The 15,304-nt window shown below is 61.0% G+C and carries 10 protein-coding genes; 4 read left to right on the top strand and 6 right to left on the bottom strand.

All coding sequences use genetic code 11. From position 1 onward, the window contains the following. Positions 1 to 3 precede the first annotated feature (3 nt). On the top strand, positions 4 to 2,295 hold the full coding sequence (locus L8U60_RS09430; RefSeq protein ID WP_269966117.1) for a Rib/alpha-like domain-containing protein: 2,292 nt from the start codon (positions 4 to 6) through the stop codon (positions 2,293 to 2,295). A gap of 240 nt (positions 2,296 to 2,535) precedes the next feature. Here L8U60_RS09430 and L8U60_RS09435 read toward each other — a convergent pair whose 3' ends face one another. The 5 genes from L8U60_RS09435 to L8U60_RS09455 form a co-directional block, all read right to left on the bottom strand. Continuing rightward, complete coding sequence (locus L8U60_RS09435) at positions 2,536 to 3,624, bottom strand: HNH endonuclease signature motif containing protein (RefSeq protein WP_269966118.1); 1,089 nt, start codon at positions 3,622 to 3,624, stop codon at positions 2,536 to 2,538. A 315-nt stretch (positions 3,625 to 3,939) separates the two neighbouring features. Beyond that, positions 3,940 to 6,165 (bottom strand): Ig-like domain repeat protein, encoded by a 2,226-nt coding sequence (locus L8U60_RS09440; RefSeq protein WP_269966119.1) that lies wholly within the window; start codon positions 6,163 to 6,165, stop codon positions 3,940 to 3,942. A gap of 30 nt (positions 6,166 to 6,195) precedes the next feature. Then, the gene (locus L8U60_RS09445; RefSeq protein ID WP_269966120.1) at positions 6,196 to 8,934 is read right to left on the bottom strand and encodes a hypothetical protein; all 2,739 of its coding nucleotides are present in this window, start codon (positions 8,932 to 8,934) and stop codon (positions 6,196 to 6,198) included. A 198-nt stretch (positions 8,935 to 9,132) separates the two neighbouring features. Then, positions 9,133 to 9,942 (bottom strand): hypothetical protein, encoded by an 810-nt coding sequence (locus tag L8U60_RS09450; protein ID WP_269966121.1) that lies wholly within the window; start codon positions 9,940 to 9,942, stop codon positions 9,133 to 9,135. Positions 9,943 to 10,039: 97 nt separating this feature from the next. Further along, on the bottom strand, positions 10,040 to 10,885 hold the full coding sequence (locus L8U60_RS09455; protein ID WP_269966122.1) for a hypothetical protein: 846 nt from the start codon (positions 10,883 to 10,885) through the stop codon (positions 10,040 to 10,042). Between the two features lie 368 nt (positions 10,886 to 11,253). Here L8U60_RS09455 and L8U60_RS09460 point away from each other — a divergent pair, with 368 nt between their 5' ends. From L8U60_RS09460 to L8U60_RS09470, 3 genes are all read left to right on the top strand, one after another. Beyond that, positions 11,254 to 12,711 carry an AI-2E family transporter gene (locus L8U60_RS09460; RefSeq protein WP_269966123.1) on the top strand — a complete coding sequence of 486 codons (1,458 nt, stop codon included), beginning with the start codon at positions 11,254 to 11,256 and terminating at the stop codon, positions 12,709 to 12,711. Positions 12,712 to 12,780: 69 nt separating this feature from the next. After that, the gene (locus tag L8U60_RS09465) at positions 12,781 to 13,311 is read left to right on the top strand and encodes a type 1 glutamine amidotransferase domain-containing protein (protein WP_269966124.1); all 531 of its coding nucleotides are present in this window, start codon (positions 12,781 to 12,783) and stop codon (positions 13,309 to 13,311) included. Further along, positions 13,308 to 14,366, top strand: coding sequence for a lipoate--protein ligase family protein (locus L8U60_RS09470; RefSeq protein WP_269966125.1), 1,059 nt, complete (start codon positions 13,308 to 13,310; stop codon positions 14,364 to 14,366). The genes L8U60_RS09465 and L8U60_RS09470 overlap by 4 nt, the downstream gene beginning before the upstream one ends. A gap of 51 nt (positions 14,367 to 14,417) precedes the next feature. Here L8U60_RS09470 and L8U60_RS09475 read toward each other — a convergent pair whose 3' ends face one another. Next, positions 14,418 to 15,095 carry a GOLPH3/VPS74 family protein gene (locus L8U60_RS09475; protein WP_269966126.1) on the bottom strand — a complete coding sequence of 226 codons (678 nt, stop codon included), beginning with the start codon at positions 15,093 to 15,095 and terminating at the stop codon, positions 14,418 to 14,420. Positions 15,096 to 15,304: the final 209 nt, after the last annotated feature.

The following is a 15,304-nucleotide window of genomic DNA, read 5'->3' on the forward strand; positions in this document are numbered from 1 at the left end:
ACCATGAACCTCAAGAACAAACTGAGCCGCGGACAATCCACAGCGATCGCAGCTGGCCTTTCCGTTGCCCTCATCGGCGGTGGCGTGGCGGTCGCGCAGCAGATCAACCTGCCGAACCAGACCGTCGTGGCTGCCTCCGCGGAGTGCTCCTCGGTGCCGGAAGATGCCAGCCCAATTGCCATTGGCCTTGCTGATTCCTCCACCTGGTCCGAGAACACCCCGACTCAATGGGGCGGCGAAGGCCTCCTGCCCGGCGGGCGTGTCTACCGCAGCTACGCCGTGCGCAATCTCGACGCCCGCCCCGTGAAGTGGACCATCAACCTCAGCGAATCCACGTCCACCCCGGACGCCTACTTCGCGCTCGGTGCTGCAGTGGGACCGGTTACCGCTGATGCCGCGTCGGTCGAGCCATCTGCCATCTCGTACCCCGCCGCCCCTGCCGCCCCTGAGGCTGAAAAGCCTGCCGACGGCTTCCTCTGGCTCATCGGCTCGGGTGTACCCACCTCCCTGCAGGCTTCCGAGCGTGGCGCTCTCATCGCCGAGGTCATCATCCCGTCCGGCTCCTACGTAGCCATCACCGACTGGGTCGCTGTCCCTCCGGGCTACGAGTGGTCCAGCCCCGACCAGAGGATCGATCCGGTATGGGCAACCACCGCCCAGCCAGGCACGCTTGACGACGCCGACAACTTCACCCCCGTCGACGCCTCCGCCCCCGACTTCATCCCGATCGGCTGCGACGACGAGCCGACAGAAGAACCGCCGACTCAGACTCAGGCTGAACAGTACGACCCGGTTGCCGTGGCTGACCCTGCACCGGTGACCGCAGGTGAGACCCCGGATGCGAAGTCCTACGTCGAGGACGCCGACAAGCTGCCCGAAGGAACCACCTTCACCTTCGCTGATGCTGACTTCACTTCGCCGGGCGACAAGAAGACCACCATCACCGTGACCTACCCCGACAAGTCCACCGACACCGTCGAGGTCACCATCCCGGTCAAGGCAAAGCCAACCCAGGCCGAGCTGCATGACCCGGTTGCCGTGGCTGACCCCGCTGAAGTCACCGTGGGCGAAACCCCGAATGCCAAGGACTACATCAAGGACGCCGACAAACTGCCTGAAGGAACCACCTTCACCTTCGCTGATGCTGACTTCTCCGCCCCGGGCGACAAGAAGACCACCATCACCGTGACCTACCCCGACAAGTCCACCGACACTGTCGAAGTCACCATCCCCGTCAAGGCAAAGCCCACCCAGGCCGAGCTGCATGATCCGGTTGCCGTGGATGCGCCTAAGCCTGTCACAGCTGGGGAGACCCCGGAGGCGAAGTCCTACGTCGAGGACGCCGACAAGCTTCCCGAAGGCACCACCTTCGGCTTCGACGACGCTGACTTCTCCACCCCGGGTGACAAGAAGACCACCATCACGGTGACCTACCCCGACAAGTCCACCGACACTGTCGAAGTCACCATCCCGGTCAAGGCAAAGCCCACCCAGGCCGAGCTGCATGATCCGGTTGCCGTGGATGCGCCTAAGCCTGTCACCGCTGGGGAGACCCCGGAGGCGAAGTCCTACGTCGAGGACGCCGACAAGCTTCCCGAAGGCACCACCTTCGGCTTCGACGACGCTGACTTCTCCACCCCGGGCGACAAGAAGACCACCATCACCGTGACCTACCCCGACAAGTCCACCGACACTGTCGAAGTCACCATCCCCGTCAAGGCAAAGCCCACCCAGGCCGAGCTGCATGGCCCGGTTGCTGTGACTGACCCGGCACCGGTCACCGCTGGGGAGGAACCGGAGGCGAAGGAGTATGTGAAGGGCGTCGATAAGCTGCCTGAGGGCACCCAGTTTGAGTTCGCTGACCCGAAGCCTGACTTCACGAAACCCGGTGACAAGCAGGTCACCATCACGGTCAAGTACCCGGATGGATCCACTGACGAAGTCATCGTGATCATTTCGGTCAAGGCGAAGGAGAAAACCCCCGAGCCGCAGGGCTCCAGCTTCAAGGATCTCAGCTCCGAATGCCGGAGCAGCATCATTGGCGGAAGCATTGGCGGCGTCTTGGGTCTGCTCATCGCCATTGTCTCCCAGCTGAACATCCCTGGCCTCAGCGATGGGATTAAGGCCGCCAACACGCAAATTCAGATCGCACTAGGAATTCACAACCCCGCTCGGGCAGAGAATGCCAATAACTGGGTCTCCATCATCGGAGGGATCGTCGGCGCGATGATCTTCTTCACCTCAGCAGGCGTAGCAATAGCAAAGTGCAAGACCGAGTTGGGCTCGAGCGACTAAGCACCTCGCCTTTACCTTCACACGCCGAGCGCCCCGCCACCCAAACATGGGAACAACGGTGGGGCGTTCAACATTTTGAGGCGAGTCGTCCATTGGAGTTAACCGCGCACGAAAGATAGCTCGGGAGGGCATGCCCCTCGGGGGTCGTCGCAGACCCTGCGGTGCGATAGGCGGGGCCAGGCGCCCGCAAATGGGCATGCCGAATAGCCGGACATGCCGGCTATTCGGTGAGGTGGTGGGTTATCTGCCGTAGAGCAGTGTCATTGCTCCGAAGGGGTGGACTGTGTTGGGCACTAAGTATCCGTTGGGTGATCTCCACATTGGTGTGCCGCGGATATTCTCTACCCGGCCGTGGTGGGGTTTGGATGGGTCATCATCGTTGGTGCGGTTGTGGTACCGGCACAGCATCGCCAGGTTGTCCATGTTCGTCAGCCCGCCCCTCGACCAGGCTTTGATGTGGTGGACCTCGCAGTTATCGGCCGCGTGCCGGCAATCAGGCACAGGACACGTCGGCATGGTCGCCCGGGCGAGATCACGCTGCTTCTGGTTGGCGAAGCGTTGCGTGTCGTACAGGTTGACGGGTCCTTCTTGGGGGTGGAACATCGCTACTTCTAGGACATCCCCAAAATTCTGCTGAAGGAATTCCGCACCGGTCATGGTGGTGCCATCGGTCAGCCCCAGGATGACATCATTGCCGTGACCTTTCATGATGTTGATGTGTTCCTCCAGTGGGATGAGGATCAAGGGGCGGGGTACTGCTGGGGCAATACCTGAAGGTTGATCGTCTTCGTCGGGGCGTAGGCCGATCCTTTTCATCACGTTTTCGTACATCTGTGGTCCGGCAGGACCATCCCCCAGGTTTTGACGGGCCGCGAACTCAATAGCTGCCGCGTCTTCTTCCAAGGCCATGATGATGACCGGGCGTCTCTCATCTTGGGAGCGACCAAACCGCATTGTGGGTTCCGGGACAGGCTTATCCACCTCAGGCACGATGTCCTTCGACCGGCGCTTCAACGTGTCGTAGTTGCCCGAGACGGAAAGCAACGCCAGCCGTAAGTCCCACTTCTTTCCGGGATCTGTGATCCCGGAAATCCGGCCCTCGATGTAGACAAGTTGATCCATCGACTTCTGAGTCGACTTGGCCACCTTCATTGCGTTGGCTTGCTTGCGGGTGAACTTGGTCTTGCCGTAGTAGACCTTGTGAGCTTTGGTCCATTCAGAAACAAGGGCGGGCTTGAAGCCAGCATCGAGGAGTAGCTGGGCATCAACGTCTGCCAGGGCCTCGATCGGGTTGGTTAAACCCGCCACCAGTGATCCGAATACGTTCATGCCATGCACGCTAAACGCAAACGCAAGAAAACGGAAGGACCAGCGAAAACGGCCTGTGGATAACACAAAATTATCCACAGGCCACGCACGGTGAAGCGTTCGTCAGGAAAGACAAAGAGTCCACGTAACCAGCAGGAACAGGTCAGTTCCCACCAAACTCCAAAAAGTTAGATCCCACGGAAACAACCGCCGCGGCAGGGTGGCACCAGTCACACATTTGGCTACTCATTCCAAGACTAAGAACGACTCCTAGGAATGCGAAAGCCGCGCCCAGCTGGACGCGGCTTTTAGGTGGTTGAGGGATGGGCTCGTCGATTAGCGAGAGCCACCCATGAACGCCTGCCAGAGCGCGAAACCACCGCCAAGGCCCAGCAGGGAGAACAGAATTCCGAGCACAACCTTCAGCGCCGTGCTCTGGCTGGAACCGCCCTCATCATCCTTCTCAGAGGAACCCGACGAGCCCTTGTCCGGCTCAGGCTCCTTGGTCGGCGGCGCCTGAGTGGTAGTGGTCGGCGTCGTCGGGGTTGGCTCCTGGGTAGGACGCGCCTTCACCGGAACGGTGATCTTCAGCTCATCCTTGGTGCCATCCGGGTAGGTGACCTCAATGACGAGGTCCTGGTCACCAGTCTTGTTGAGGTCCGGCTTCTTCTTCCACTCGTACGCGGTGCCACCAGGCAGCTCATCAGCATTATCAACGAAATCCAGCGGCGCCGGCACCCCATCCTTGGCGTCGATCTCCGACAAGTCCTTCTTAGCCTCAGGCTCGTAGGTTTCGTTGTCCGGGGTTGGCTCTTCCGGCTCTTCCGGCTCCGGGGTTGGCTCGGTGGTCGGATCCTCCGGCTCTGGGCTGGGCTCAGGGGTTGGCTCGGTGGTCGGCTCCGTAGTCGGTTCCTCTGGCTCGGGAGATGGCTCAGGGCTCGGCTCGGTGGTGGGATCCTCCGGCTCCGTCGGCTCCGTCGGCTCCGTGGTGGGATCTTCCGGCTCAGTCGGCTCGGTGGTCGGCTCTTCCGGCTCCGGCTCCGGCGTCGGCTTCTCCTTCACGGTGAGGGAAGCGGTGGCCTCGCTGGCCTCGAACTTCTCGGCGTCGGTTGGGGTGAACACGGCCTTGATGGTGCGTTCGCCGGCGTCGGTGAAGGTGTGGTCCAGGGTCGCGGTGCCGTTGTCCACCGGCTGCTCGCCCAGCGAGGTGTCGCGGTCGAAGAACTCAACGGTGCCCTCGGCGACGGGGTCGACGGTGGCGGTGAGCTTCACGGACTCGTCAATCTCAGCTTCTGCCGGGACGTCCAGCTTCAGCGTGGTCGGTACGGCAACGGCCTTGACGTTGACCGAACCGGCACCCATGGCGTTGCTTGCGCCCTCGGTGGTGCTGGTGAATTCGACGGTGATGGGCAGGTGACCAGCCTCGTCGAAGGTGACGTTCTCCGCCACAGCCTTGCCATTCTCAACTGGCGCGGAGGCGATCTCCTCGCCGTTGTGCTTGAACACCACGGTGCCCTTCACGTCAGCTGGCGTGACCTCAGCGGTCAGGGTGCCCGGCTCACGCTGGAGGAATTCCTGGTTCTCCACCAGCTTCACAATGGAGGCACCGCGGACGTTGCGGTCCGGAAGCTTCGGTGCAACAACGCGGAAGGCTGCGTTGTCCATGCGTCGCAGGTAGTGGTTCGTCTTGTTGTAAAACTTGTAGTACCCAAACTGGGGAACGTACACACCTGGGGCCTCAGGTGCCCGGAATGCACCCTCGATCTGCATGTCACGGTTGAAATAGAGGTCCGTGACATTGATGCCAAAGTACCCCGGGTTGACACGCGGATTACCGCTGGTTCCCCACGCTGAGCCGGAATCACGTCCCGTCTTGGTGGCTGTGCCATCAGCAGTGCCACGAGTGGTCACTTCATTCGCACCCGAGTCAATTCGTCGAGCACTCTTAAATTCAGCTCCGACGGGCGGATTGATGCCAAGTTCATAGATACGAGTGCCAGAAATTGTCCAATTCCCGCGATTGACCACCATATTCGCCCACAGCGTGACATCCTGGCCGGGCTGAACAATCAAAGGAGAGCTAACCGTGCGTTCCTGGCCATTGACCTTGGAACGGTAAATATCATCCGTATCATCACGCCCAGACCCCTGAAGCATTGGCGGGAGGTCCATCGGCGTGTTGAAGTCACGCGTCACGTCCGCACGCGGGTTGAAACCATCGGCGTCAACGTAGCGGGCAGTAACGGTGTGGTTGAGGTAGGACTTCGGGGAGATACGCACCGAGGCGGTGTCGTTGCTGATCTTCACCGGCCCACCTTGGGGGACGTTGTCCAGGAAGAACTGGACGGAGCCGCCGGTGGAGTTGGGCACGGAAACGGTGAACGTTGCGTTCTGACCGAGCTTGATCTCACCAGGGCCGCTGGTGAAGCTGACGGTCTGCTCCTGCGCCTGGGCGACGGCGGCGGAGAGAACGGAGTTGTCGGGAACGGCCACGGGGGTGATGGCCACGGCCACAGAGGTCAACCCGGCGATGGCCAGGGACGCAATCCTGTGCTTCTTCATGGTGTGAGGACCTTTCAATGCGAGTGAGAGCTAGAACGGGAGGTTGAAGGCATCCTTTGCCCAGCCGAGGGCGGCGCCGAGGCCGAGGCCGCCGAGCAGGGTGCCGAGGATGATGAAGAGGATGGGGAGGAAGGAGCCAGTGGAGCTCTGGTCGCCCGGCTCATTTGGAGTATCAGGGGTATCTGGCGCATCGGTGCCCGGCTCGTCAGTGGTCGGCGGGGTCTCCGGCTCCTCCACGACCGGTGCCGCACCCTTGGTCACAGTGATCTGGACCGGGTTGGCGTTGCGCTTGCCCACGAGGACAACGTTGGCGGGGGTTCCGCCTTCGCCGACGACGCGGATCTTGGCGGTGGCGCGCTGGCCTTCGGTGAGCCTGGGTGTGAAGGTGGCTACGCCCTCGGAAGAGGAGGTGGCGGTGTGGGAGGTACCGTCGATAAGCATTTCTACCTGCTCATTCGCGGCGGGCTTGCCGTCTTCGTCGCGGACGGTCACGCGGACTGGCATCTCCACGTCAATCGCGCCGCGGGTGACGGTCACGCGTGCAGGGGCAGCACCCGGCTGGGCGGTGACAACAGCGGCCTGCTTGGCGTCGGGGTTGTCTTTCAGCGCGACCTGGAAGGTCTTGTCCTGGCCCTCGGTCACGGTCACGGGGAAGGTCGCGCGGCCCTTGGGGTCGGTGGTGAGGGTGTGCGCGGAGGCGTCGATAAGCATATCGACGCTCTCCCCAGCCACCAGCGACCCATCAAAATTCTTGACCTCGATGATGATCTTCTGCTCCAGCTCCTGCGCCTCCATGACAAGCTGCACGGAGCCCACTCGATCCGAACCGCCGAAGAGCCTGGTGCTCTTGACCGTGTCCGGGGCGCTGGCGAGCGCAACGTTGAGGTCCAGGTTCTCATTGGACTTCAGCTGGCGCGTGATCACGATGACGCCGTCCTTGTTCACCGTGCCGGTCTCCGGCTCACCGTTAATCAGCAGGTCAACCTTGGTTCCTGCGGGGAGGGCATCGCCGGTGATGCGCTTGACGGTGATCTCCGCGCGGCGGGTCACATCGGTCGGTGCCTCGGGCTCCTCCGGCCCTTCGTCCTTGGACACGGTCAGGAAAAGCTCTGCCTTCGCGGTGCCGCCCGGGGTGAGGGTGACATCAGCGGAAGAAGACTCTTCAGCGACGAGGTAGACCTTCGCCGGGACGGTGGAACCCTCCGTCACGGTGGTGGTGAACTCAACATTGCCCTGGTCATCGGTGGTGGCGGTGAGGACGTCATCGCCCTTCTTCAGCGCCACCTGCGTGCCGGCCGGCGGGACGTTGCCGTTGGTGTCAATCACCGTGACCGACACCTTCGACTCCACCTGCTGCGCTTCCTTCTGCAGCGTCACCTCAACCGGCGCCGCATCCTTCTTGCCGGTCAGCTCAGCGGTTGCAGTGACGGATTCATCGCCTACGAGAACGACGGTCACGCTTTCCGACGCATCCTCCAACACCGTCCGCTCCACCACAGCCACGCCGTTGCTGTCGGCCTTGACCACGTCTTCGCCTGCCTTGACCTCTGCACCCGGGATCGGGTTGCCCAGGTAATCCTTGACCAGCACGCGCAGCGTCGCCGGGTAGGACTTGCGCGGCAGCGTCAACGTTGCGGTGCGCTCCGCCTCCGGCTGCGCCGTGGCCTGGCCCTTCAGCGTCACCGTCTGCTTCACCTCTGGGTGATCAGCCAGCGCCACCGCCACATCCTTGGTCGCGCCCTCCTTCAAAGTGACCTCCGGCAGCGACGCAACACCGTTGTCACCCACCGTGATCTTCTGCGCAGCACCGTCGACGGTGATGTCCACCGCCGTGCCCTTGGCCACCGGCTCGCCGTTGTACTTCAGCACCTTCACCAGCGCCTGCGCCTTGTGGCTGCGCTCCGTGATGGTCACGGCCGGGAAGCTGTCCGAGCGCTTCGTCGCCGTGTCCGAGGCGCTGTCCCGGTCGGAGAGGCCGCAGCGCGCCATGGCGTGAGCAACTGCATTATTAACGAATGGTCCCTTGACACTTGCTTGTGCGTACATCTGGGCAAAAGCTGATGTTGGGAACTTGTTGGCATCTGCCGTATCGAAAGATGGCTGGATCTTGCTGCCGGGCGCACCGGTTGCTGTCATCTTCAGACGGATCTTTGGCAGATTCACCACGACCATGTCTTCGCCGCCCACCCGCTGCTTCGACGCGGTCAACCCGCCGTGCTTCCAACCTCTGTAACCGCTTTGGGTCCACGTCGCCGGGTTCGACTCATTCGGAAGCCCCTTGCCGTACAGACGCAGGCGATTGTTCACGATTTCGTGCTTGACTCGGCTATCCCCGCCCTCAAGGATCACGTCGTTGACTTTAGCGTTCTTGGGCAAGTCAACCCACACGTTGAGCTGATCCGCATTAGTTACCGTAATGGTGTACGCGCTTGCACTGAGCTGACCAGGCGCGCCAACTGAGCCAGGGCTAATCACGTAATCAAAATCCGCGTTGGCCTCCACGGTTTCTGGAGCCGTCACGGACGGAGTGAACTTTAACTGTTCATACTTACCAGCGTTATAAACACCTTCAGCTAGGCCAGCGAAACTTCTTACTACACCAGCTGATTTATCCTTATCAATCTGCAGGTTGCACGCCATATTGACGGTCATCTGCGTGGTCTTCATCGGTCCGACTTGTGCTTGTGCCTGGGGCGCGACGAGGATGCCGCCGGCCAGCGCCAGGGCTGTGGTTCCCGCTACGACCGAGCGGGCGAGATGCTTCAGCATTGAGTTTTCTCCTACAGGGGTACAGGGATCTTCACAGCGAACGATAAGGCTCTTCACCCTGAGCTACACTCCGAGGAGTAGGTAAAACTCAAGAATTCGCCCATTTTTAACCTGGGTTTCGGTATCGGCGCTTGAAGTTAACCGAAGCATACAGGATAGTTTTGTAGCTAAAAATATGGCGCTTGCTTTTCCGCGCCCCTACCCACGACCCAAAAAATCATCCACTGCCGGACGCACGGCAAAACCAATCCCCGCAGCCACGAGAACCAGGCCCACGATGCCCGCGATGACCGCACCAATCAGACCATTAATCGACAGCGAGGAACCCGCCGGCACCGAACTGGACTCGCTCTTGCTCTCCGCACACGCGGTCAGCGCCTTGTTGTACGCACCGATCGGGCCGGCAACCTGCAGTACGTCGTCACGCATCATGATCTTCACCGAGTGGGTGATGTCCTCTACACCGCCGAACACGCTGCCCAGGATTCCCGTCAGACCAAGATCCTTAAGGATCGCCTTCAGATCCAACCCCAAGGTCTCACCACGCTGCTTCGCCTCCTCACGGCTGATCACTTCTTCACCCTGGGTGATCACATCCTTGCGCGACGCCTTAATCAGCGCGACGAACATGTTGTAGTTCTTGCGCTCGTACTTCCACAGGCGATCCTGCGCCTTCGCCACCTCGGGATCCTTGGACCAGCCGTACGGATCGTCGGCAGTTTTCGCCCACGTCACATACACATCCACATCTTCTTTACGCTGCTCCTGCGAGTAGCGTGCCGTGGATTCCTTCTCACCCAGCGTCTTCACCAGCTGATCCGCGAGCAGGCCGTACACATTCTTGTACGCCTCATTGATCCGCTCCTGATCCCGTTCAGTGAAGGAGATCGTGCACTTATCCGTCTCCTTGTTGTAATCGACGGTATAGGCCTGCGCGGGAACAGCAACAGCACCAGTGACAACAGCAGCGGCGGTAGCAGCAGCCACCGCAGAACGACGAATAAACACAGAGGAACTCTTTCCTAGAAACCGGACAAAAATCCCTCCCAACATACAAGGGGCGCCGAGCGGTCTCCCACTCGACGCCCCTTAACTTCTCAGGTGCTTAGCGCAGAACGCCAGCGTTCTTCCAGAAGTTCGTGAAGAAGTCATTCACCAGCGGACCAACCGCCACCGCGATGAATCCCAGGAGAGCAAGGCCACCCAGGACACCGCCGGCAACAAGACCAATGAACTGGTTCGTGTCCAGGCTGGAGCCCTGCTTGATCTTGCCGCTCGTCGTCTGGCGCTTCTCGCAAGCAGTGAGTGCCTCTTCGTAGCTCTTGATCGTCGGCTGAATGCGCGGGCCGAGCTTGTTCAGGGCTTCACCGGCCATGTCAGCAGCACCGCTAATACTCAGACTGCCAGTGATAATTCCCCACAGACCAGGTGCTACAAAGTCACCCACCTTGACAGCACCAGAACCCTTTCGCTTACCAGCCTCATACGGAGTGATCTTCAGGGTCCGCTCTTCCAGAATCGGCTTACGGGATTGCTTCAAGAAGTTGCCGGCCATGTAGTACGGACCAGAGCTCCTGCTTGGATGAATTGTTGCCAAAATACGCTGCGCAGTCCCGACATCCTTGCCCTTGTACTTGGTGCCAAGGTGCCATGCCAGCGGATCCTTATTCGGATTCTCCTTCGCCCACGGGTACCAAATTTCCGCCTGCTCCCTATTCTGGAGCTTCTCAGCAGAAAGGTCCGCGAGAGTCTCGAACAAGAGCTTGTAGGCATTATTAACGTCGTTCTTCTCTTGCTCAGTGAACTCGAGGATGCACATGCCCTCGCTGTTCCCCGCCTCTTCGTACGTCTGGTAGGTGTTCTCCCACGCGTTCGCGGGGACGACAGCGCTGGCGCTCACGGCAGCGGTTAGGGCGGTGGCCATCATGGTACGGCGCAGAAAACGGGACATGACTTGAGTTCCTTTCGTGAGGAAAACTTCGGATTGAAGGGAATGCTACGCAACATCCTTTGCCTTGTCAGGGAAACTACAAAATTTTTTGAGCTTCCCAGCAAGGTCCCCTCGCAGTCTCACAGGCGTGGTTAGTCGCGTCTGGAACGCGCTCAAGAAAAGTCCAGGTCAACTGTGACTCATGTGGCGTGGAATGCGGACGCGACTAACCTGCGCCCAACCCACGCCCAACCCACGCCCAACCCACGACCAAAAGGCGAACCCAAGCACGGGCTTGGACCTAACCCCAGATACACGAGGCCGAAATCTGCTGCACAGCAGCATTAGTTTTCATTAGTTTTCGGGGATGTCTGGCACAATGCACATTTGTGACTAACAAGGGCACCGAAAAGGGCAAGAAGGATTTTGCTGAGACGTTGATTGATTCGGTCGACAAGCAAAGCGACAAGCAAAGCGACAAGCAAAGCGACAAGCAAAGCGACAAGCAAGTCGGCGAGCAAGTCGATGAGCAGAACGAACAGCAAAGCGACAAGCAAAGCGACAAACAAAGCGACAAAGAACGCGAGCAGGAGCCGGTGAACCGGGGCGAGAGCATCGACCGGGCGCAGGTGATCGCGGATGACGGCAAGACGGCTGCGGCGTGGGCGCTGCGGTTCATCGTTGTGGTGATTGCGTCGGTGTTCTTGTTCAAGATCATCGGCTACGTGTGGGTCGGTGTGCTGCCGCTGCTGCTGGCGCTGATTTTCTGCACGGTGCTGTGGCCGCCGGTGCGGTGGCTGCGCAACCATAAGGTGCCGTCGGCGTTGGCGGTGTTCTTGGTGCTCATCACGTTCTTCGGGGCGATTGGTGGGTTGTTCGCGGCGATGGCGCCGATGATCAAATCGCAGTCGGTGGACCTGTACCGCCAGTCGGAGGAGGGCGTGCGCCGGATTCTGAGTTGGGTGGAAACGTCCTCGCCGGTCGACGTGAACACCGGCCAGATCCAGGAGGCGATGGACAAGGTTGGTGAGTTCGTACGCGGGCAGGCATCCAATATCGCTTCGGGGGTGGCGAGTGGTGTGGGGGTGGTGACGTCGCTAGGCACGACGCTCGCGCTGATGCTGGTGCTGACCTTCTTCTTCCTCAAAGACGGCGACCGTTTCCTGCCGTGGCTGCGTAAATACGCTGGCCAGAAGGCTGGCTGGCACCTGTCGGAGGTGCTCATGCGGTCCTGGAATACGCTCGCGGGCTTCATTCGGACGCAGGCGATCGTGTCCCTGGTTGATGCGATTTTCATCGGCGTTGGCTTGGTCATCCTGGGCGTGCCGCTCGCGCCGGTGCTGGCCGTGTTCACGTTCTTCGGTGGCTTCATCCCGATCATCGGTGCGTTCACCGCTGGTGCCCTTGCGGTGATTGTGGCGCTGGTGTCCAACGGTCTGACCAACGCGCTGCTGGTGCTGGGTCTTGTCATTCTGGTGCAGCAGCTGGAGGGCAACGTCCTGTCCCCGATCCTGCAGTCCCGCTCCATGAACATGCACGCCGCGATCGTGCTGCTGTCCGTGGCGGTGGGTGGCACGATCTTCGGCATCGTGGGTGCGTTCCTGGCTGTGCCGATCGCGGCGGTGTTCGCCGTGTGGTTCCGCTACTGGGCTGAGATGGTGTCCCTGCGCACTGGGGAGATCACGGTGGATGACATCCAGATTTCCACGCAGGAAAGTCAGTCTTTGGATGGGCGCGAGGCCTACCATGCGGTGCGAGATCGCATGCTGTCCATTGGCCGCAAGAAGGACGACAGCGAGGCAGAATACAAGGCAGACAACAAGGCAGAAGCCAAGCAGGACGCTTAACCGCCTCTACGCAAACCCTTACGAAAACGTCAGCCCACGGGCTGACGTTTTTCTCTACCCTGGGGTGCCATGAGTGAAAACATTTTGCAGAACAAGAAAGTTGCCATCCTTGCTACGAACGCCTTTGAGGATTCGGAGCTGACGGACCCGCGCGAGGCCGTTGAAGCCGCAGGCGCAACGGTGCAGGTTATCGCCCCGGAGGCAGGCACGATCGACGGCAAGAAGGGCGCGAGCGTCACGGTCGATCTGACTACGGCTGAGGCCAACGCTGCGGACTTCGATGCGCTGATTCTCCCCGGCGGCACCGGCAACGCCGACCACATCCGCATGGATGAGGCCGCTGTTACCTTCGTGCGCGAGCTAACCCAGGCGGGCAAGCCGGTTGGCGTGATCTGCCACGGTGGTTGGATCCTCACCGATGCGGACGCGCTGAAGGGCGTGCGCGTGACCTCCTACCCTTCGTTGAAGACCGACCTCAAGAATGCGGGGGCGGAGTGGGTGGATGAGGAGGTGGTCGTCGATAAGCGAATCATTTCCTCGCGCACCCCGGCTGACCTGCCGGCATTTAACAAGGCGATCGTAGAGGAGTTCGCCAAGTGAAGCACCACTTTGAAGTGAAGGTCGCCGGCGGCAAGCTCGTCGTCGCGGATATCGACGATGACGGGGCCCACATCACCGACGCCCGCATCTCCGGCGACTTCTTCCTCGAACCTGAGGAAGCCTTCGACGCGATCAACAGCGCGCTCATCGGCGCACCCGTCGGCGCAAGTACAGACGAGTTGCAGAAGTTTATCGACGACGCCCTGGCCCCCCTCGGCCCCGTCTACCTGCACGGCTTTTCCACCCGCGACGTGGCCGTGGTCGCGCGACGCGCGCTGCTCGACGCGAAGGACCTGACGGACTATGACTGGACTGTCATCCATTGCCCGGTCCTGCCCACGCCGGTGAATGTGGCGCTGGACCAGTACCTGCTGGAGGAAGTCGCGGCTGGGCGCAAGGGCCCGATCCTGCGCTTCTGGGAATGGGACGACAAGGCTGTGGTCTTCGGCTCCTACCAGTCCTTCCAGAATGAGCTGGACCCGGAGGGCATCAAGAAGCACGACATCGTGCCGGTCCGCCGCATTTCTGGTGGTGGCGCGATGTTCATGGAGGGTGGCAACTGCGTCACCTACTCCATGTACTTGCCTGAGGACATCGTCGCCGGCCTGAGCTACGTGGACAGCTACCAGTACCTGGACACATGGGTGCTCGCCGGCCTGCAATCCCTGGGTGTGAACGCCTGGTACGTACCGATCAATGACATCACCTCCGACGGCGGCAAAATCGGCGGCGCCGCCCAAAAGCGCATCCCCGGTGCGGTGCTGCACCACACCACCATGAGCTACGACATCAACGCCGACAAGATGCTTGAGGTCCTGCGCGTGGGCAAGGTGAAACTGTCCTCCAAGGGCGTGCAGTCCGCGGCCAAGCGCGTGGACCCGCTGCGCAGGCAGACGGGTGTGGAGCGTTCAGAGGTCATCGATACCCTGATCAGCACCTTCATGGCGCGCTACCCATCCCAGGTGGGTTCTTTGTCCGATGAGGACTTGGCGGCGGCCGAGAAACTCGTCGAGGAGAAGTTCAGCACCGACGAGTGGACCTACCGCGTGCCTTAGGCCCCCAGCCTAAAGGCTGAGGGCCTAAGACAAGGCGTGAGCCTTGGGGGGTTAGCTGGAAGCGGCCTCTTCCTCGATCGCGGCGGCCTTGGCCACGCCTTCGAGGATGAGGTTGATGCCCTCGGCGTTGTCGTAGGTGGCGGCGTCGAGGACATTTTTGTCAATGTCGTGGGCGCGCACGCGGAGGGCGTCGAACGGGATGCCCTCGATCTCCTCGAGGAACAGGCGGCGCAGCTCACCGGTATTGCGCAGCAGCACAATGAGCATGGCCTCCTCCGGGCGCGGCTCCGCCTTACCCAGGAAGATGTCGCGGTAGCGCTGGCGCATCACGGCCTCGATGGTCTCGTCCTTCTCCGGGAAGCGGGACCATTTCAGGCCGAGGAAGCCAGCGCGTTCCTCATCGAGCACGCCTTCTTCAATAAGGCGCTCCGCAATCGCCTCCTTAGCGGCGAACTTCCGGGAAGTCAGCGCCGAGTACAGGGTGGGACGCTCTTTCCGTTCCACCCGCTCCACACCATGCGCCAGTGCCGGGTGGGATGCAGCGCGCTCAGCAGCACCGGGGACGGCTGAAAGGGTGGGGGTCTTTCCACCGTGGACTTCCACCAAACCCGTGGCCACGAGGTCACACAGCAGCGCACCATTCAGGGCAACGCGCTGGTGGCTCACACCCAACTCAGGGTGCGCGGACTTGTTGGAGAGCAGGAGAAACAGTGCTTCACTCACGAGCATGGCGGATGTCTTTCAGCGGTCTTTCAGAGGTCTTTCAAAAGGTCTTGCAACGAGCAAATGAACTTGGGCCAGTCTAACCCGACTGCGCTGATGTCCGGGGCAGTGGTGTTGCTTCGGCGGGGCGGGTGAAGGATTTTCACGCACCCCCAAAGGCACGCGGACAAAACCCCAGGTAGATAGTTGGGGCACGCCCACTACCCGGGACGCAG

Source organism: Corynebacterium meitnerae, from assembly GCF_027570075.1.
Lineage (GTDB): Bacteria > Actinomycetota > Actinomycetes > Mycobacteriales > Mycobacteriaceae > Corynebacterium > Corynebacterium meitnerae.

Excerpts from the sequence above, each read along its gene's own strand:
- L8U60_RS09430 (WP_269966117.1), top strand. The coding sequence starts at position 4 with ATGAACCTCAAGAACAAACTGAGCCGCGGACAATCCACAGCGATCGCA.
- L8U60_RS09435 (WP_269966118.1), bottom strand. The coding sequence starts at position 3,624 with ATGAACGTATTCGGATCACTGGTGGCGGGTTTAACCAACCCGATCGAG.
- L8U60_RS09440 (WP_269966119.1), bottom strand. The coding sequence starts at position 6,165 with ATGAAGAAGCACAGGATTGCGTCCCTGGCCATCGCCGGGTTGACCTCT.
- L8U60_RS09445 (WP_269966120.1), bottom strand. The coding sequence starts at position 8,934 with ATGCTGAAGCATCTCGCCCGCTCGGTCGTAGCGGGAACCACAGCCCTG.
- L8U60_RS09455 (WP_269966122.1), bottom strand. The coding sequence starts at position 10,885 with ATGTCCCGTTTTCTGCGCCGTACCATGATGGCCACCGCCCTAACCGCT.
- L8U60_RS09465 (WP_269966124.1), top strand. The coding sequence starts at position 12,781 with ATGAGTGAAAACATTTTGCAGAACAAGAAAGTTGCCATCCTTGCTACG.
- L8U60_RS09475 (WP_269966126.1), bottom strand. The coding sequence starts at position 15,095 with ATGCTCGTGAGTGAAGCACTGTTTCTCCTGCTCTCCAACAAGTCCGCG.